The organism is Emticicia sp. BO119, from assembly GCF_013912375.1.
Classification (GTDB): Bacteria; Bacteroidota; Bacteroidia; order Cytophagales; family Spirosomataceae; genus Emticicia.
The window spans coordinates 119324-140094 of the sequence record NZ_JACETV010000010.1 but is presented as its reverse complement, the minus strand read 5'-3'; the positions used below and the strand labels follow the sequence as shown (position 1 = coordinate 140094).

General features: G+C 35.4%; 15 protein-coding genes. 6 read left to right on the top strand and 9 right to left on the bottom strand.

Annotation, left to right across the window (positions count from 1 at the left end):
• Positions 1-6 precede the first annotated feature (6 nt).
• The 8 genes from H1R81_RS24440 to H1R81_RS24405 all read right to left on the bottom strand — a co-directional run bounded on the left by H1R81_RS24440 (position 7) and on the right by H1R81_RS24405 (position 11041).
• Positions 7-780 carry an acyl-CoA desaturase gene (locus H1R81_RS24440; protein WP_181843380.1) on the bottom strand — a complete coding sequence of 258 codons (774 nt, stop codon included), beginning with the start codon at positions 778-780 and terminating at the stop codon, positions 7-9.
• Positions 781-925: 145 nt separating this feature from the next.
• Entirely contained in the window at positions 926-1600 is a 675-nt protein-coding gene (locus H1R81_RS24435) for a DUF4159 domain-containing protein (protein ID WP_181843379.1), read from the bottom strand.
• Between the two features lie 29 nt (positions 1601-1629).
• Positions 1630-2325, bottom strand: coding sequence for a 16S rRNA (uracil(1498)-N(3))-methyltransferase (locus tag H1R81_RS24430; RefSeq protein ID WP_181843378.1), 696 nt, complete (start codon positions 2323-2325; stop codon positions 1630-1632).
• A gap of 30 nt (positions 2326-2355) precedes the next feature.
• On the bottom strand, positions 2356-4284 hold the full coding sequence (locus tag H1R81_RS24425; protein WP_181843377.1) for a fibronectin type III domain-containing protein: 1929 nt from the start codon (positions 4282-4284) through the stop codon (positions 2356-2358).
• A gap of 164 nt (positions 4285-4448) precedes the next feature.
• Entirely contained in the window at positions 4449-6692 is a 2244-nt protein-coding gene (locus H1R81_RS24420; RefSeq protein ID WP_181843376.1) for a sialate O-acetylesterase, read from the bottom strand.
• A 140-nt stretch (positions 6693-6832) separates the two neighbouring features.
• On the bottom strand, positions 6833-7570 hold the full coding sequence (locus H1R81_RS24415) for a murein L,D-transpeptidase family protein (protein ID WP_181843375.1): 738 nt from the start codon (positions 7568-7570) through the stop codon (positions 6833-6835).
• Between the two features lie 12 nt (positions 7571-7582).
• Positions 7583-10201 (bottom strand): DUF5686 and carboxypeptidase regulatory-like domain-containing protein, encoded by a 2619-nt coding sequence (locus tag H1R81_RS24410; RefSeq protein ID WP_181843374.1) that lies wholly within the window; start codon positions 10199-10201, stop codon positions 7583-7585.
• 36 nt (positions 10202-10237) lie between these two features.
• Complete coding sequence (locus H1R81_RS24405; RefSeq protein WP_310588111.1) at positions 10238-11041, bottom strand: alpha/beta hydrolase-fold protein; 804 nt, start codon at positions 11039-11041, stop codon at positions 10238-10240.
• A 374-nt stretch (positions 11042-11415) separates the two neighbouring features.
• Between H1R81_RS24405 and H1R81_RS24400 the strand changes: the two genes are divergently transcribed.
• The 6 genes from H1R81_RS24400 (at position 11416) to H1R81_RS24375 (ending at position 18327) form a co-directional block, all read left to right on the top strand.
• Positions 11416-12135 carry an alpha/beta hydrolase-fold protein gene (locus H1R81_RS24400; RefSeq protein WP_181843373.1) on the top strand — a complete coding sequence of 240 codons (720 nt, stop codon included), beginning with the start codon at positions 11416-11418 and terminating at the stop codon, positions 12133-12135.
• 94 nt (positions 12136-12229) lie between these two features.
• Positions 12230-13330: a RimK family alpha-L-glutamate ligase gene (locus H1R81_RS24395; RefSeq protein ID WP_181843372.1), complete on the top strand. Its 1101-nt coding sequence runs from the start codon at positions 12230-12232 to the stop codon at positions 13328-13330.
• 86 nt (positions 13331-13416) lie between these two features.
• The gene (locus H1R81_RS24390; protein WP_181843371.1) at positions 13417-14514 is read left to right on the top strand and encodes a carboxylate-amine ligase; all 1098 of its coding nucleotides are present in this window, start codon (positions 13417-13419) and stop codon (positions 14512-14514) included.
• Between the two features lie 183 nt (positions 14515-14697).
• Complete coding sequence (locus tag H1R81_RS24385) at positions 14698-15507, top strand: type 1 glutamine amidotransferase (RefSeq protein ID WP_181843370.1); 810 nt, start codon at positions 14698-14700, stop codon at positions 15505-15507.
• Between the two features lie 113 nt (positions 15508-15620).
• Positions 15621-16817 (top strand): hypothetical protein, encoded by a 1197-nt coding sequence (locus tag H1R81_RS24380; protein WP_181843369.1) that lies wholly within the window; start codon positions 15621-15623, stop codon positions 16815-16817.
• A gap of 142 nt (positions 16818-16959) precedes the next feature.
• Positions 16960-18327 carry a glycoside hydrolase family 140 protein gene (locus H1R81_RS24375; protein WP_181843368.1) on the top strand — a complete coding sequence of 456 codons (1368 nt, stop codon included), beginning with the start codon at positions 16960-16962 and terminating at the stop codon, positions 18325-18327.
• Positions 18328-18423: 96 nt separating this feature from the next.
• Here H1R81_RS24375 and H1R81_RS24370 read toward each other — a convergent pair whose 3' ends face one another.
• Complete coding sequence (locus tag H1R81_RS24370; protein ID WP_181843367.1) at positions 18424-20688, bottom strand: aconitate hydratase; 2265 nt, start codon at positions 20686-20688, stop codon at positions 18424-18426.
• Positions 20689-20771: the final 83 nt, after the last annotated feature.

The following is a 20771-nucleotide window of genomic DNA, read 5'->3' as shown; positions in this document are numbered from 1 at the left end:
TTTTTTTTAATGATTATGCGTATGAACAGAGCCTTTGGCAGCTTTTTTCGGTTTAATAATCTTTGTCCAAGTGAGAAACTTTATAACAGGATAAGTCGGATCGATTTCGTACCATTTTTTTCCGAAATTAATTGACATAGGATGCTTATGATGGTTATTCTGAAATAATTCACCCATCATCAGAAAATCAAAAAACAAAGAATTTTTAGATTCGTCTTTGTTATCAAAATTCTGATAACCATACTTATGACCACTCCAGTTCACAATAGCTCCATGAATTGGCCCCATTAAAAAATGAACAGGCAATAAGAAGAAAAAACCCCAGTGAATATCAAAATACAAAAAGCCAACAATATAAAAGATCACATAACTTGCACCCCAGGTAATCCTTGAAATCCAGGTATCACCAATTTTATCAATGATTTTCCATTCTGGTAAGTCTTTTTCAAATCTTTCTTCGATTTTGTACTTATAATTTAACAAAGCATTGTAAATCTCTTTTGTTTTCCACATCATAGTAAATACATTTTCTGTATGATGTGGAGAATGAGGGTCTCTTTCGGTATCACTATAGGCGTGATGCATTCTGTGCAAAATAGCATAAGAACGGGGATTAAGATAAGAAGAACCCTGTGATATGTAAGTAAGGAAATAAAAGAACTTCTCCCAGAATTTGTTCATTGTAAACATTTTATGCGCAGAATATCTGTGCAGAAAAAATGTCTGACTAAACAACGATAAATACCAGTGTCCTATAAAAAACGATAAAGCGGCAACCATTTTTCTTTGTTAGTAATTAGATTAAAATACAAATATACGTTCTAAACGCCAAAACTTATAAAAATGTTACCATGTTGCAAAAGAAACGAGAAACTTCTTTAAAATATCCAAATCTGCTTCTACGAATTATCCAATTCAGCTTTTATCAATAATTAGTAAAAGCGTATTGAACTAAGTTTGCACCCATTTGTAACGCTTTCAGACGTAATTCCTCAGGATCATGATAGACGCTCTGGTCTTCCCAGCCATTACCTAAATCACATTCATAACTGAAATAACTAATTAACCTACCTTGCCAAATCAAACCAAACCCTTGTGGTGGTAAATTATCATGTTCATGCACTTTAGGCAGGCCATTAGGAAATTTGTATTTCTGCTGATATATCGGATGATTATAAGGAAGTTCAATAAACTCTAATTCAGGAAAAACTTTTTTCATTTCTCTTCTGATAAATTTATTCAACCCATAGTTATCATCTATATGCAGAAATCCCCCGGAAATAAGATATTTACGAAGGTTCTGTACCTCTGCATCAGTAAAAACCACATTCCCATGCCCGGTCATATGTATAAAAGGATACTGAAAAATATCTCCGCTACCAACTTCCACAATATCTTCTTCAGGATATAAATTCATTTTAAGATTCTGATTACAAAATTTAATAAGATTTGGCAGGGAGGTCTTGTTGGCGTACCAATCCCCTCCTCCTCCATAACGTAGTTTTGCTATTTTTAAAGTCGGTTGCTGTGCCAAAGAAGTAATAATCAGTGTAAAAACCAAGCAAAGGCTTAAACAAGTAATGCTGATAATCTTTTTCATCTATTCAATCTTGGTGGTTAATTGGTCATTCAGGTAAACAAATTATTGCTTATTGTGCAAGCAACTATACCCGCAGTTTCTGTTCTTAATCTTGCATTTCCTAAGGTAATCCATTCAAATTTTTCTTGCCTGGCCAGTAAAATTTCTTCATTCGAAAAATCACCTTCAGGGCCAATCAATATACAATAAGATGACTGAGGTTTCAGCAAGCGTATTAACGGTTTAGAATCATCAGTTAAATGCGCCAAAAACTTTTGTTCCTGATTTACGGTTTTCAGAAATTCGCTAAAGGGAACCAAGTTGTTAATTTTTGGCAAATAGGCTTTCAGAGACTGCTTCATTGCAGAAATAGCTATTTTTTCCAGTCTATCAATCTTCTGATGCTTTCGTTCTGAATGCTTTGTCAATATTAACGAAATTTCATCTATTCCTATTTCAACACATTTCTCAATAAACCATTCAAGTCGTTCAGCATTTTTTGTAGGTGCTATTGCAATGTGCAGATAACTATTTCTTTGCTGATAATTTTTCTGCTCAGAAATAACCTTAAACTCACACTTTTTGTCATTCGCATTGGTGATTTCACATTCATATAGCCCCCCAGTCCCATCTACAATATAGATAATATCTTTAATAGTTTTCCTTAAAACTTTAACACAGTGACGGGAGTCTTCGATATCAAGAAAATAATTCTGCGAAATATTCGGTTGAAAAAAAAGAAGCATGAAATTTTATTACAATGGTTTTTAAAACCCTTAATCATTTTTACACCCACCAATCCGGGCTGTAAAAAAACTACCTTGAGGAGCATCAAAGCCAGGGTTCAGGTCTATAAATTTATTTGCTTCCAAAGTTAGTTGTTTTGTGCTATTTAAAGAAATAAGCGCGGTAATAGAAGTATTTGCCCCTATATATGCCAGTTGTGTAATGTTTTTTAATAGAATACTATCAAGACATTTCAATAAAACATCTTTAATATTTGACTGTTCTCCATTTGCTGTTTCAGCAACAACCCTGTAATAATACCTATTGTTTAACTCTACTTGAGTATCATAGTATATATCGCCATTAATAGTCCCGATCTCAGTCAGATTATTGGAATTACTGACACTCCTTTGTATGTGGTATTTGGTTTGGGCATTACCATTCCAGGTCAACTTCACCATAATTTCTTCATGAGGGCTTACTGTTAAATCTAAAGTAGTTGGTGCACCAGGGGACTCAGGGTTATTTGTAACTGGTGGTTCTACCGGTGGTTCAGGATTTGCCGGTGGAACCGGGGTAGTAGGTGTTTCTGGAGCTTGCCCGCCTATCCGAACATGATCAAAGCTGAAGGCCCGCATTCCCCTACTATTCTTAATATGTACTCCATTGTAAAATGGAAAGGTATTATCTGCAAACCAATCTGGCAGATATGAAACAAATTCAGGATTACTTGTATTGGCTATAGTCAGGTAAATTTTATTACCTATTGCCTCGCCTGATTGGACTACATTATTTTTTCCGTCCACATAAATAAAATCCTTCATACTTCGAATAGCAGAATTAGTTATAGAGTCTTGAGGATATATCATCTGCATACCTGCATCAAACTCTAAAACTAATCTGTTTCCTTCCCAAAATATTCTTTGAATATCTGGCGAATAGACTTCAATTGATTCATAATTACCGTAGATTTCTCTACCAATAACTCTGGACAGCTCAAATGCCGTTTGTTGATAACCATTAAAATTATAATGAAGGCCATCATATCCTATAGTACCAACCGTACTCAAAGTACTGATCTTAGGGTAGAGATACTTACTTCTTCTCTGGAAATCTCGGAGGAAACCAGCACTACTATTGGCCTGTGTCAAGATATTTGCCTGAAGATTGTAAATTTTTCTAAGATTCGGAAAATCTGTGTTCAAATAATCATACAAAATTTTAAACTGCTCAGGATAGGCATCTGAATCTCCAAAATAATAGCCGTCACTTTCGCCATGCCTGAATACGAGGTATCTAATCTGATCTTTTAAACCACTTGCTTTAGTCTGAATAATCATCTTTCCATAATTATTATTCGGATCTGCCGGATTCTGTGCATTCCTGTCATTCAATCCTTTCATGGGTGCTCCACCGACAGCAGCTACCACAACTCCTATCGGATAATTATATTGCTGACTTAATATCCTTTCCAACTCCAAAGCAATCAGGCCTGTTCCCGGCCATTGTGCGCTTTCGAAAGGCACAAGCCACTCTCCAGTACCATTATTAAAGTCATACATTACATAATACCGCAAAAATGGGTCTCTTGCTGGTTGATATTCATTAATACCCCCATAGCCCAAGGCATTGGACTGTCCATATATTAAAAATACATCTCCAGCGGCTACTCTTATAGCAGATTTCACCTCTTTACCGTCAAGATATAATCTGACTGAATAATTATATTTGCCAGCTGGAATTCTTGGTGAAAACTCAAATGGGGAAATCCCTGAAATATTGATAGTGTTTTCATAAAAGGTATTTTCATCTCTGAAGATTCGTAAGGTAATCGAAGAGTGGTTTCTTTCGGTAATCAGACCTTTTACATTAACTATTGCCTCATTTTGCTCATTTCTTTGCAAAACCTGATTAGAAAGCGGGAAATTCTGATAAGAAATCTGCGAGTAAGCACACTGCCAAAAAAATACAATTGGCACTGTGAGTTTTAAAAAACTTTTCTTTTTATAAAAATGATTTAAGATAAATACTAACAACTCATTTCAATTAGTTATAAATTCTGAATCAGAAAAAAACGTGCCAAAATTAAATTAAAAAATAGCCTGACATTAGGTTAACTATGGATATTTAAAAAGGTTTTGATTTATTGAACAACTATTTTCCCAGAATTAATGGTCTTCCCATTTTTCATTCTATAAAAATAAACTCCTTTGATTAAATTTTTAGTGGAAATTTTTTGCTGTTCATAGAACCTTACTTCATCAAGCAATTTTCCACTGGCATCAAACAAGCAAAAATCAGTAAGTATCTTATTCTTAGTACTGATAACAAAATATTCTGATGCCGGATTGGGAAAAATGACAAATAAGTCATTTTTCCCTTGTTCATTAAATAATACAATCTTATTTACTTCAATATTTGCTATTCCGATAGTTCTTCCAATTCCACACTCGTTTTTTACTTCAAGCACTGAATAAATAGTTGTTGTTAAAGGTTTTATTGCTAAATCCAACTCATTTTTTGTGGCCTGATGAGTTGATGAATCTGAAAGGATAAATTCAAATGGCGGTAACCCCGTAAACTTAAGATTAATAATTGCTTCTGCTCCTTCATTAATCTGTGGTGTTTTTGCTGAAATTGTTACTGATGGTTTTTCGTGTATAGCAAAACTATTCGTAGTCAATTCATTTGTTTTATTGTCTGCAATGAGCCTTATTTTATAGTTTTCGCCTGTTTTAATATCCTCTGGAAAATCGATCAGGATTGGAGAAGTTTTGCCTTCTCCAATAATTCTACCTAAATTAAAAGTGCCTGTGGGGTCTGACAGCTGAACCCTAAAAGTTACTTCTGAAGCATCTTCATAAGTAGTGTAAAATATTTCTGCCTGTGAACCTATGCACTTAGGTTCTGCATTTATATATATAGTCAGTGGCCCTAAGTGTGGGGAAACTTCTATCGGATTATTCTTAATAGTAACATTATCAAAACTGAAAGCACGCATTCCTAATGAATTAGTGAAATGTGTGCCTTCATAAAACGAAAGTGGTGACGGATTACCATAAGACGTGGGCAAATAAGATATAGTTGAACCTTTTTCAGTTGTATTCAGATAAATTTTATTGCCTACTCCTTTACCTGAGGTAACTAATCCACTTTTACCATCAATATAAATAAAATCTTTCATACGCCAGAGATGGTTGTTAATAGTTGTATCATGAGGATATGACATTTTCATGTTTTCATCAAACTCTAATACCAATTGGTTGTTCTCCCAATAAGCCTTTTTTAAGTCGGGTGAATAAATCTCCATATTCTCAGTTAAACCATATATCTCTTTACCAATAATTCTGGATAATTCAAAAGCACTTTGCTGATACCCTTTTGTATTGTAATGAAGACCGTCATATCCAGTAGTGCCGACTGTACTTAAATTAGTAATAATAGAAGAAACATTTTTTGAGTTGCGCTGAAACTCTCTTAAAAAACCCGCCTTTGTATTATGAGTGTTTAAAATATTAATCTGAAAATTATAGATTTTTCTAATATTCGGAATATCCGTTTTCAGATAATTTAGAAGTTTAGTAAACTGATGAGGGTACGCCTCTGAAAAGCCATAAAATACTGCGTCGCTTTCACCATGTCTGAAAATCAAGTATTTTAATTGGTCCTTTTGACCACTTGCAATGACCTGAGTCAGTAGTTTCCCATAATCTGTACGGATGTCAGTCGGATTTGCAGCATTCCTGTTACTTAAAGTAGCAATGTCTGCCCCACCTACAGCTCCCACAATTACGCCTATGGGAAACTTATGCTTTTCATAAAGCATTCTTTCCAATTCCAGGGGAAAGAGCCCTGTTCCCGGCCATTGAGATGTTTCAAACGGCACTAACCACTCACTTTCCTTATTTTCGAAATTATACATCACAAAATAACGCAGAAAGACATTTCTTAGAGGTTGATATTCATTAATACCGCTATATCCTAAAGCGTTAGATTGACCGTAAAATACATAAATATCGCCAGCTACTACTCTATCTGCTTTCTTTATTTCGTTATCATTGAAGTAGGCTTTCACCTGATAATTGTATTGGCCCGCTTTAATTTTCGGTAGGAAACTAATCTGGGTCTGACCGTTAAGGTTAATTTCACTTTCAAAAAAAAGTTTTTCCTCTTGCCATATTTTTAAAGTTACCTTGCCCTTTAGGGAGCTATTAACCACACCCGTAACAGCTATTGTTGCTTCATCTTTTTCATCTCTTTGCAAAATCTGATTGTTAGCAGGGAATTTACTGAACTCAATCTGGGAAAAGCTTTGAATAGAACATATCATAGACAAAAGAAGCAAAAGCAAATTTTGTCTACTTAAGCAGACTTTAATAGTTTTCATAGAGTTATGTAGTTATTAAAACAAATATACTTTTTTTCGATAGAAAAGTATAATCCTTTTAAATTCTAACATATTTTTTGAAACGATATTACGCTGTGAAGGAGAAATTTGTTTAGCAAATATAAAATCTGTCGAGAATACTAAATGATTCGGTATCTTCCTTTATCATCAAGTCCTATTTGAGGCAGGCACTTGTTTTCTTCAAATGCATCAAAGACAGGTTTAAGATCAGACCAGAATTTCAATAACTCCTGATTACCATGATACTCTGATTGTAATTTTGCATAAGCCGCTTTTTTAAGGTTTGCCGGGAAAATATGTACATGAATTACCCCGCCTGAACTTCTGGCTTTTGCTGCCAATAAATATAACTCTTCAATATTGTTATCACCTAAAGGTATGCAGCCAATTGTTACACATTTGCCATGTATATAAATATCATTACCAGGATGTTTCTTATCCCCAAAAATCATATCAGACTTATTGGGGTAATTTATTTTGAATGAAAGGTGATAAGTACTTTGAGGATTAAAATTATTTACCTGATAAAATCCCTCGGGAATCCGGTTGTCACCTTCACGTCTTTTCGGCCCTAACTCTCCTGAAGACTTACAAAATTTATACGTTTTGATTAAAGTAAAAATGCCCTGGTTTTTATTTTTTGCCCATACTTCTAATTGTTTTTCTGTTTTAAAAGCACGCAAAAAAAGATCATACTTTTCAGTATTAATATTTTTTATTTTTAATAATCTATCTATTTCCTTGCCTTTTAAAGCATAGGCTTTGGCAACTCTTGAAAATTCTAATTGTTTTTTAAAGAAATCCGGTTCTGAAGAAATCAGTGCCATACTCAGAATAGTTACGATTAGCGTTTTCATATAATGAAATTATTACATTGTTACACCCAATTTAACTCCCCACCTTTGGTATTTCCCATTTTCGTAACTTGTTACAGCCTCAATGCGGAGAGCTTTTAAAATTCCATCAATCCCATAGCCAATTTCAACATAGTTTTTCAAGGAGGGTGAATTAAGATAATTCACAAAAATATCTTCTTTTAATCCCCATATCCGGACAAATGAAGCTTGAGTAAATAGCAATTTCTTAAATTCATTAATAATATGTCCTTGCAGGTAAGGTCCGCTTGTACTAAATTTATATTGATTAATATAGCTTATATTCTCTTCTTTTTCTACAGGCACTCTTGTATCTAACAACCTATACCTTGCAAACAAGCCAGTTTGCAAGGCATTCAGATAATTATTGTTGATATGTTTCATATCCATAAGATAAACTTTTCTATCATTCAGAAAGTCTCCTACTTCAAACATATAATCTAATTTTCCAAGTTGACCAAGACTAATATTCTGTTTAATATTCAGGCTAAGGTAATCAAAATCTGTATCAATCATCCCTTTTTTATAGGTCAGCGTTATGGCTGGGGCTTTGCCGATAAGAATTTTGCGAATACCATTCCGAATGGCAATTTTTGAGGAGGGAGTCCACTTTACCTGGCCTTGCCATATAAATGCGGTATGTTTTGAAAAAGCTCCACTTCCTAATTCAATACTTGGCGGGTTATTGATAGAAAAGCCATTTTTTTCAAAGTCTTTAATTGTATAAATTTTACTTAAATTTTCTAAAGGAAATCTTTCGGCTACCTCTAAATTAGTTGTTAAACTCAATCTTGGGTCCCGTTCGTAGGTATATGCGAGGTTAATATACTTTTTATCATAGATTTTCAGAAAGTTCTGTTCATTCAAAAGTGTAGTAACAGAATTCATCCACTCAAATATAAAACTATTCGGATCAAACTGAGCAATATATTTACCAATACCAAATGTGATTTTTGACGGTCCTTTTTCAAATTCAAAGCCTAATTTCCCTCTCACTTTTTTTTCCTCAAAAGCATATCGAATATTACCATAAACATTGTATTTAAACCTGACTCTTGGGCTAAAAAATGTATAGTTTTTATACCCTAACCCCAAATCTGCCACAATACCCTCTACTGAATTATAGTTTAGACCAACCAAAGGCATATATGGTGGCTCAAAATGTAAATACCTGCCATTTTTAAGTTTGAAATCATAATTCATGATAAAGTACTGCCATGACTTTCGGATAGAATCTCTTTTAAGACTATCTCTTTTGAGCACCTGAGCAACTTTTATACTATCACCAAACTCATAACTTTCTTTTTCTTCGGCAGTTAATGGAATATTTCTGACTGAATTCCAATAGGTAGAATCTCTATTTTTTGCCTTTGGATCAATTTCAATAATTTCATTACTAATAACTCCGAAATCTTCGTTTTTTTCCTTGGCACGAACCCTTTCCTCCTTTTCAAAATCTTTCATTATTCTCTTAAGATTCTTTATGGAAAATTCTTTCTGGTCTTTCAGTAATTCTTCCGTTTTTGAGTTTTTTAAAGTTTTTCGGGTAAGAAGTTCCTGAATTTTACCCTCTTTAGTTTCATCTATCAGTTTAATTTCTTCAACAAAAGTAGGATTCGTTTTTATGGCTGAGTAATTTGCATTTACCTGAGCCTTTATCAGAAAGTCAAAGCCAAATAGTTTTCCTGAGAAATCAAGGCGTTGATTAATCGGTAGCCATACTTTTTCAATTGGCCCATAATACTGGCTCAATTTCAGATTAAGTCCATTATCAATTGTTTCAACATCTATACTATGGATATTCCAGAAATCGTCAATAATATGTATGGTCCCTTGCCAGACACCATCGCCATAAGATTTCGGAATAATTTTAATCTTATTTACTATTAATCCTCTGTCTTCAAAAAAGCCTTCATATTCAAATTTATAATATTTAAAAGCTAAAGGCGAGAGTGGAGATATACGATTGTTACCAGGGTCATAAAAATCAAACAGGTAAAAGCCATCGGAAATTGAAATACCATCAAAAGTGCTTTTCTGTCCAAAAATTTTGGTGTATTTAGCATTAGGCTCGGTATAACTTATCTCCATTACAGATTCTGACAAAAACGGCACTCCTTCCTTAATATTCTGCTTATTTAAATCTTTTCTTAAAACTAATGGGATTTTGTTGAGAAGAATTGAGTTTTTGACATAGGCCTTGGCCTGATAATTAACTACCTGTTTCTGGTGGATTTTACTTTTAGCTATAGCTTTACGCATGATAGTGTAAGCGGGGTCTTCTTCCTTTGAACTTATGTTTACCTCTTTCAGAGTAATGGTTTGTTCTTCCATTTTTATATTCATTTCAACAAAGTCCTGCCCAATTACTATATGCCGCGTCAGGGTTTTATATCCTAAAAACTGAAAGTTAATATCATAGTTTCCCGGCTTGAGATTTATCAGGTATTCACCATCAGCATTAGCCATTGTACCAGAATTCAGACCTTTTACAATTACGGAAGTAAAAGGAAGGCGTTCGCCTTTTGTATCAGTAATTATTCCTTTTATCCCTCCTGCCTGTATTTCAGTATAGAAAAAGAAGAAAAAATAAATGAGCGATTGTTTATGCATAAATATTTTAAACGTAAATTAAGCCAACTATGGGATTTATTTTCCGATCAGCCATTTCAAAAAGACCGGCATTGCTTCACTCCATGTCTTCTGGTTATGCTCACCTTCTTTTATCTCATAATATACTATATCAACGTTTTTTCTGTATCCAAGGTTTTCCAATTCCGTAATGAGATCAAGAGTATCTTCAATTGAATCGATTATTCCATTTTTATTTCTGTCATCTTTTTCATCATTTGTTCCACATTCAAACCAGAATTTTTGTCCATTATGATAACTGTCATTTCTCACTATATCGTGCATAATTCTATCTTTATCATCATCGTAGCCCTCCTCATATGCTTTCTTCCTCCACCAGAAAGACCCGCTAAAAACGCCTACCTTAGCAAAGGTATCAGGGTTATTCCAGACAATATCCATTGCAGAAAGCCCCCCTAATGAAAAACCACAGAAGAAATTATCCTGCTTTCGCATGGAGGTATTATAGGCCATCCGGATTTGAGGTAATAGTTCCTTTACTATAAAGTTATTATATTTCCCGGCCAGGTTCCCCCTGTTTTTATAGTCAGCCATAGCGGCAGTACCGTATTCCTTAATTCTGTTTTCATTGGTATGAATTGCTACTAAAACAAAAGGATCGATCTCATTGTTTTGATAAAGATTTTGAAGAATTTGTTCCATATTGAGTACTTCCAAATCCTGACCATCGTTCATAAAAAGCACTTTATTATAATCATTTTTGGCGTTGAATTGTGGGGGTAAAATAATATCATAAGCAACTTCCCTATTGAGGTATTCTGAATTAATTTTAAGGTTTCTACTAACGGAAATCTGATGCACTTGTGAATAGGTTTTAATTGGTAAAAAGATTGATAAAAAAGCTATTAGCCAAGTTGAAGGAACAAAATTTTTGCAAATCATTTGTTTCATTAGTTAAAATCGACTAATATTTCAGTTAAATGTTTTATTCTGACAAAAATACAAATTCAGCACCCGAAAACATCAAAACCCCACAAAACAATATTTTATTTTTTATAAAAAAGTTTTTACAAAATTTTATTTCAAATACAAAATACCATACAATTGTTATTCAAAATTTTATTTGGTAAAATATTTTTTCATTCACACATAATATACGATTTTTGCATTAAAAATATTTCATCAATCAAATAAACTGCTCTTAAAGCAAAGACTTTTTTAACACTCTAAGCTGTATGGACGAAAAACACATTAAATTCTTTTCTCATTTTCTGGGTAGAGATATAGACCTTTTAGTAAGCGGACATTGGGGGTATCCTGTTCTTATGTTTCCTACTTCTATGGGGAACTATCTTCAAAACCGAGATTTCGGACTCAATAATTCAATTGCTAATTTAGTAAACGAAGGGAAAGTAAAACTATACAATGTAGATAGCATAGATTTTCAGAGTTTTTACGCACAAGGCTTATCTCCGAATGTTAAAATATTCAATTACAATCTATATACCCGATTTATTCGTGAAGAGCTTATCCCCGCAATTCAAAGAGAATGTAGTGTGCATAGAGTAGCTGTAGCCGGGTGTAGCTTTGGTGGTTATCATTGTACCAATTTTGCACTTAAATACCCTGATGTAGTAGACTATTGTTTCAGCATGAGTGGTGCTTTTGATATAAAGAGCTTTATGAAAGGTTATTTTGATGACAATGTTTATTTTAATAATCCGATAGATTATATGCAAAATCAGGAAGGGTGGAAATATAATCATATGAAAATTGTCTTAGGAACATCTGATTGGGATATTTGTAAAGATGATAATATTAGTATGTCTCGTATTTTGGCAGAAAGAGGAATTGACCACTGGTATGACGAGAAAAAATGGGCTTCACACGATTGGCCCTTATGGCGTATGATGTTCCCGGAGTATATAGGTAAAATGATAGCCGGGCAAATTTAAGTTATGACCATTCAGATTTGACGAGGTCTGATAATAAAAGGAGTTGTAATAATTTCAGTTAAAAAAATATAGATTATTTAATCAAGACTTGTTTATGAAAAAAATAGGAATTCTTTTTGGCATGGAAGATACTTTTCCGTGGGCATTTATTGAAGAAGTTAATAGAACTGCTCCTGCCGGAATTATTGCAGAGCCGGTGTCTATTGCTAAAGTAGAGCAAGGAGTTGCAACTGATTATGCAGTAATTATTGATCGAATTTCTCAGGATGTCCCATTCTACAGAGCTTATCTTAAAAATGCGGCCCTTTGTGGTACTGCAGTAATTAATAATCCATTCTGGTGGAGTGCAGATGAAAAATTCTTCAACAACTGTCTGGCAGTTAAACTTGGTGTACCTGTACCAAAAACTGTTTTATTACCTTCAAAAGAGCGACCTACAGATACGACTGAGAAATCGTTCAGAAACCTGAAGTTTCCGATGGATTGGGAATATATGTTTGGGCAAATTGGTTTCCCGGCATATATGAAGCCTCATGCCGGTGGTGGCTGGAAAAGTGTTTACAAAGTATATGACCCAAATGACCTATGGCAAAAGCATGAAGAAACCGGGCAGTTAGTAATGTTGTTGCAGGAAGAAATTCAGTTTACAGATTATTACCGTTGTTATTGTTTAAACGGTAAATATGTACATATAATGCCATACGAACCCCGCAACCCGCATCATTTAAGATATGCTACTCAACCAAAAACTCAAGGAGAAGAGCATAAAAAACTTATGGCAACCATTACCGATTATGTATTGAAATTAAATAAGGCTTTAGGCTATGACTTCAATACAGTAGAATTTGCTATTCGAGACGGAATTCCATACGCAATTGATTTCTGTAACCCTGCTCCTGATGCAGATGTAAACTCTGTAGGTCAGCATAATTTTGAATGGATTGTAGAAAATGCGGCAAAAATGGCAATTGAAAGAGCCATTGAGCAAAAGGATGGACAGAATAACTGTACATGGGGCACATTTGTAGGTTCTGCTGTAGGAAATACTGCGCCTTATGTACCTCAGGCTCCGGCATCAGATAAAAAAACTGCTCCTGCCAAGAAGGCAGAGGCAACAACAAAAACAGCACCTGTTAAGAAAGCTATTGCTACTAAAAAGGAAGATGCACCTAAAAAAGCTTCTACAAAAAAATAAATCATTGATTAAGGTTGGCAATACACCTATTTATTGCCAACCGATACTAAACTGTTCCACTGTTAACACCCTGAACTAAGAAAATTATGTCACAATTTACATTAGGTATTGAGGAAGAATTTCAGACAATTGACCCAAAAACGCGTGAGCTTCGCTCTCATATGTCTAAATTAGTTGAGGGTGGTCAGGTAATTTTACAAGAAAGAATTAAACAGGAAATGCATCAGGCTGTGGTTGAGATGATTTCGAGTGTATGTGAAAATATTCAACAAGCAAGAGAAGAAGTAACCTATTTGCGTAGAATGTTGTTTGACCTGGCTGCTAAACAGAATCTTCACATAGCAGCGGCCGGGACTCACCCATTTTCTGATTGGCAAAAACAATTGATTACGCCAAATGAAAGGTATGAAAAATTGATTGATGATATGCGTGACGTGGCCCGTTCAAATCTAATTTTTGGTTTACACGTTCATGTTGGTATTCCAAACCGGGAAGAGGGAATGCAAATATTAAATACTGCAAGATATTTCCTGCCACATATTTATGCACTTTCTACCAATTCTCCTTTTTGGTGTGGCCGAAATACAGGCTTTAAATCTTATCGATCGAAAGTCTTTGACAAATTCCCGAGAACAGGCATTCCTGATTATTTTTCAAGTGTAGCAGAGTATGATAATTATATTAATCTTTTGGTAAAAACTAATTGTATTGATAACGGAAAAAAAATCTGGTGGGATATCCGACTTCATCCTTTCTACCCAACTGTCGAATTCAGAATATGCGATATTCCGATGAGGGTTGATGAAACCATTTGCCTGGCTGCTCTGATGCAAGCCATTATTGCAAAAATTCATAAATTACATCAACAGAATCTGAGTTTCCGTACTTACCACAGAATGCTTATCAGTGAAAATAAATGGCGAGCGGCAAGATATGGTATTCATGGTAATCTGATTGATTTTGGGAAAGAGGTTGAGGTGCCATATTCTTACCTTGCGGAAGAACTCATGGAGTTTGTTGATGATGTTTTAGATGAATTAGGAAGCCGCAAAGAGGTGGAATATATTCATGAAATACTCAGAATGGGTAGTGGTGCTGACAGACAGTTGAAAGTATTTGAAGAAACCAAGAGCCTGAAAACAGTGGTTGATTATATTGTTTCAGAGACTAAAATCGGGCTATAAATATGAACTACAAACCCAGATATTTTTGTTAAATACTTTTAGGTTTAACTAATCCTGCATGTCTGGTCCTTGCAGGATTATTAGTTTAACTCGTAGTTTTTTAGCCGAATCCACAAATTTACATTAAATTTGTGTTAATTTTACTAATTTATGCCTTGCCGATTTAGGCAAGCCTGAGTGTTTATGAATATTGCAATTTTAGATATGTACGATGGCCGACCAAACGAAGGTATGCGCTGTATAAAGATGTTATGTAATCAGTTTTTGTCTGAACAAGGAGTTGGCAGCTATGATATTTTTGATGTAAGGCAAAAAAACGAAATTCCTGATATTAATAAATATCAGATTTTTATTTCTACCGGAGGCCCTGGCAATCCATTACCGGAAGGTAATCTTTGGGAGAAACAATTTAATGATTTTGTAGATAGTATCTTTGAATATAACCAACTAAATGAGGTTAAGAAGTACCTTTTCCTGATATGCCATTCTTTCCAGATAGCCAGCCATCATTTAGGATTCGGGAATGTTTGCAAAAGAAGATCCACTTCTTTTGGAGTAATGCCAATTCATCGTACAGAAGAGGGTAACAATGAGCCTTTCTTCGAAAAATTACCTGAAATCTTCTATGCCGTTGATTCAAGAGACTATCAATTAATTCAACCAAACTGGAATAAAATCACTGGATTCGGAGCCAAAGTTTTATGTCTGGAGAAAGTCAGACCCTATGTTCCTTTAGAGCGTGCGATCATGGCTATCCGATTCTCTGATGAAGTCTTTGGAACTCAATTTCATCCCGAAGCTGACTCTGAAGGTATGATGCGGTATTTCAAGCAGGAAGAAAAGATGTTGGCAGTCATTAAGGAATATGGTACTGAAAAATATGAGGAAATGATTGAACGTTTAGACGACCCTGATAAAATTATGCTGACCGAATCTGTGGTTATCCCTACTTTTTTAAGAAATGCTGCTGAGCGCATCTTAGAACTGGCATAAAATAAGTATCGAGTCTGGGGAAATTGCAAACCTTATTTATTTGATAGATTATCTTTTTATTGTATTTTCTTCTAACGCTGGTGGTATTCATCACATTAAATTCCTTTCATAATATGATACCCGAAATCCGTCATCAATTCAACGAAAGTTTTTCTCCAGAAAAATATAAGGCTCTATTAGCAGAAATTGAAAAGGATTTCCCATCTCAATTAGATTTTCGTGTAGCAGAAACTCCGGTTTTTGTACCTCAATTGCTCAAGATCAAGCTACTACAGGCTTGCAACGATATAATTGATACACTGTTGAAAGATGATTTTAAATCTAAAACTGAAAGGGCGATTCCGATTAACCAGATAGTACCTAATGAAGATAGCCATCCGAATTTTTTAGCTATTGATTTTGCCGTCACTCGTGACGAAAAAGGAGAATTAAGCCCGCAATTAATTGAATTACAGGGTTTCCCATCTTTGTTTGGCTATCAATGGTATATCGGTCAGAAGTACAAGAAGTTCTTTTATCATCCAAAGAATTTTAATCAGTACTTTAATCGACTTAATATGGCAAGTTATGTAGAGTATATGAAGAAAGTCTTGCTTGGTGGTGAAAATTCAGAGAATGTAATTCTATTGGAAATTTACCCGGAAAAACAAAAGACACGGTTAGATTTTGAAATTACCAAGCAATTATGGGGGATTACACCTGTTTGCTATACTAAAATAAAAAAAGAAGGCCGAAAGCTTTATTATGAGAAAGAAGGCCGAAAAATTGAGATTAAACGAATTTACAACCGATTGATTTTTGATGATTTATTGCAGAATTTCCCTGATTTAGAAACAGAATTTAAGTTGACTGATGATGTTGATGTAAAATGGGTAACACACCCTAACTGGTTTTTCAGAATCAGCAAGTTCACCTTGCCACTGCTCAACAGTCCGTTTGTGCCTAAGAGTGAGTATTTATCAGAACTGAGGGGATATCCTATCGATTTAGAAAATTATGTACTGAAACCTTTGTTTTCGTTTGCCGGAAGTGGGGTAAAACTTAATTTTACAAAAGAAGATTTAGATGCCATTGAAGATAAAGAAAATTTCCTGCTACAACGTAAGGTAAAATATGAACCCATTATTGAAGACCCTGAGGGTAACCTGATAAAAACTGAAATCAGACTGTTGTTTGCCTGGGAAGACTCAGCACCTCGGCCAACTTTGGTTACTAATCTTGCCAGGTTGAGTCGCGGAGAAATGATAGGTGTCAACTTCAATAAGAACTTTGATTGGGTTGGTGGCAGTTGCGGATTTTTTGAAGATTAAAATTTAAATTAATAATGCTTTGGCCGATAAGCCCCTCTCTGGGATTATCGGCTTTTTTTTATAATAAATCCTTTAAATATTACATTTTATCGGTTTTTTTCATTAGTTTGTATGCATATTTAACCAAGCATTTCTACCAAAAATGAAATCAACGCGACCTAATTTGTTTTTATTACTTTTTTTTATTGGCCTGAATTTATCAGCCCAAACCTTCTCAGTTAGTGAAAATAAACGGTTTTTAATGAAGGATGGAAAGCCATTTTTCTGGTTAGGTGATACGGCATGGGAATTATTTCACCGACTTGACAGAGCAGATGCCGATTATTACCTAAAAAAACGTGCTTCTCAAAATTATACGGTTATCCAAGCTGTAGCATTGGCAGAATTTGACGGGTTAACCGTGCCGAATCCTTATGGAGATTTGCCTTTGATTAATAATGACCCAACTAAACCCAATGAGACCTATTTTAAACATGTTGATTATATCATTGACAGAGCGGCAGATTATGGCTTAACAATTGGCTTTTTACCAACCTGGGGAGATAAACTGAATAAATCAAGCTGGGGAAAAGGCCCGGAGGTTTTTAATATGGATAATGCCAAGGTTTATGGAAAATGGTTAGCGACAAGATATAAAAACAGAAAAAATATAATCTGGATATTAGGAGGAGACAGACAACCACGGGAAAATACTAATGATGTTGAGGTATGGAGAGCTATGGCGGCAGGAATTGTTGAGGGTATTGGTGGCAACGATATGGCACTGATTACTTTTCACCCACAACCGAATAAAGAAGGCTCGAGCCAATGGTTTCACTCCGATGATTGGTTTGATTTTAATATGTTTCAGAACGGGCATTGCAGAGATACGCCAATATATGATAATATCAAAGGTTCGTATGATAGAGCAGTTGTGAAACCAGTAATTGATGGAGAGCCTATTTATGAAGACCATCCGGTTTGTTTCAATGCAAATGATTTAGGTACTTCAAATGCCTACGATGTACGCAAATACGCTTATTTAGACCTTTTTGCAGGAGCATTCGGGCATACTTATGGTTGCCACGACATCTGGCAAATGTATTCTCCGAATAGAGAAGCGGTTAATGGCCCACATACTTACTGGCAGCAAGCCTTAGAACTACCAGGAGCGAAACAAATGCAACATGCCAGAAGATTAATTGAATCCCGTCCTTTTCTGGATAGAGTACCTGACCAATCGTTGATAGTTGAAAATAATCAGGCACCAAGTGAACGTATCCAGGCTACGAGAGGAAAAGATTATGCTTTTATTTATTCAGCAGCCGGTAAGCCTTTTACAGTTAATTTAGGTAAAATTTCAGGCTCGCAATTAAATGCTTACTGGTTTGACCCAAGAAACGGCAAGGTTCAGGGAATTAATAAAGTCGATAATAAAGGAAGTCAAAAATTCAGCCCACCTCGTTCAGGTTATGGACAAGATTGGATATTGGTTTTGGATGATGCTTCTAAGAATTTTCCTCAGCCGTAAATTCATAAAGCCTAATTGTATGTAAAAAACAAAAATCCTGTATTACTACAGGATTTTTCTATAATATGCTATTAATTATTCTATCTTATTAACTTGTTAAGCCTCTGCAGCTATCAGATTCAAAGCAGAACCAGCTTTGAACCAGCCAATCTGACTTTTATTATAGGTATGATTCAGTTTAATTTCGTCCTTTGAACCATTTGCATGATTAGCTACTAAAGTCAATGGAACACCTTCGGCAAAGGTAGTTAAGCCTAAGATATCGAATGTATCATTCTCCTGAATTTTGTCATAATCTGCTGGGTCAGCAAATGTCAATGCTAACATACCTTGTTTTTTAAGGTTTGTTTCATGAATACGTGCAAATGAGCGAACCACTATGGCACGAACACCTAAATGACGTGGCTCCATAGCAGCATGTTCACGCGATGAACCTTCGCCATAGTTTTCGTCACCCACTACAATACTTCCAACACCAGCCGCTTTATAAGCACGTTGAACCGCTGGTACTTCACCATATTCGCCAGTTAATTGGTTTTTTACTTTATTGGCTGTGCCATTAGCAAAATTAATTGCACCAATTAATAAATTATTAGAGATATTATCTAAATGACCACGGTATTTTAACCATGGGCCAGCCATTGAAATATGGTCAGTTGTACATTTGCCTTTGGCTTTTATTAATAGTTTCAGACCAGTTAAATCAGTACCCTCCCATGGTTTGAATGGCTCTAATAATTGCAGACGGTCAGAAGTTGGGCTAACGGCTACTTTTACCCCGCTACCATCTTTTTTAGGTTTCTGGTATCCGGCATCTTTTACGTCAAATCCTAATGGCGGTAACTCTACGCCTAAAGGAGGATCTAATTTAACCTGCTCGCCTTTTTCGTTCGTTAAAGTATCCTTTGCGGGATTAAATGTCAAACTACCTGCAATAGCAAATGCAGTTACGATTTCAGGAGATGCCACAAAAGCATGGGTATTCGGGTTACCATCAGCACGTTTTGCGAAGTTTCTGTTAAACGACGTGATGATTGAATTACGCTCTCCTTTTTCTGCGCCATGTCTTGCCCACTGACCAATACATGGTCCACAAGCATTGGCTAATACTACACCGCCAATGGAGCTAAACGTATTTAATATGCCATCTCTTTCGGCTGTATAACGAACCTGTTCTGAACCCGGAGTAATAGTAAACTCTGATTTTGCAACAATGTGTTTAGAGGCCGCCTGTGCTGCAATTGAAGCAGCACGTGTCATATCTTCGTAAGAAGAGTTAGTACAAGAACCTATCAAACCTACATCTAATTTCTCCGGCCATTTATTTTTCTTAACAGCTTTGGCAAATTTAGAAAGAGGCCAGGCAAGATCAGGTGTGAAAGGGCCATTAATACGTGGTTCTAATCTTGAAAGATTAATTTCAATTACCTGATCGTAGTATTGCTCTGGATTATCGATACATTCCTGATCCGGGCGAAGTAAGTTTTTGATACCATTGGCTAAAGAAGCAACTCTTGCACGGCCTGTAGCCTTTAGATAAGCTGCCATTTTACGGTCATAACCAAATAATGAGGTAGTAGCTCCGATTTCAGCACCCATATTACAGATTGTACCTTTACCTGTTGCTGATAAAGCATCTGCACCCTTACCTATATATTCAACAATATAACCTGTTCCGCCTTTTACAGTCAAGCGACCTGCTACTTCAAGAATTACATCTTTTGCAGATGCCCATCCTTTCAATTTTCCGGTTAATTTAACACCGATTAATTTTGGCATTTTCAACTCCCAAGCCAGGCCAGACATTACGTCGCAGGCATCAGCACCACCAACACCAATTGCAACCATGCCCAAACCACCAGCGTTTGGAGTATGTGAGTCGGTACCAATCATCATACCACCAGGGAAAGCGTAGTTTTCAATCACTACCTGGTGAATGATTCCTGCCCCTGCTTTCCAGAAACCTATACCATATTTATTAGAAACTGATGAAAGGAAGTCGTAAACTTCTTTATTTTTTTCGTTGGCAACTTTTAAATCGTCTGCCGCACCAACTTTAGCCTGAATCAGGTGGTCGCAATGTACAGTTGATGGAACGGCAACTTTTGGGCGTCCTGTAGTCATAAACTGCAATAAAGCCATTTGCGCAGTGGCGTCTTGCATAGCTACACGGTCTGGAGCAAAATCTACATAATCAACCCCTCTATTATAAGCTTTTGCCGGAGCTCCTTCCCATAAGTGAGAATAAAGTATTTTTTCCGCTAAAGTTAAAGGTCTTCCCACAATTTTGCGAGCTGCTTCTACTCTTTCGGGCATTTGAGCATACACGCTCTTAATCATATCTAAATCAAAAACTGCCATTTGTTAAAGAAAATTTTAAATGTTAAAAACTCAAATCTGGATTGATGAGATGAAGGATTGCGCCAAAATTACAAAACATCATC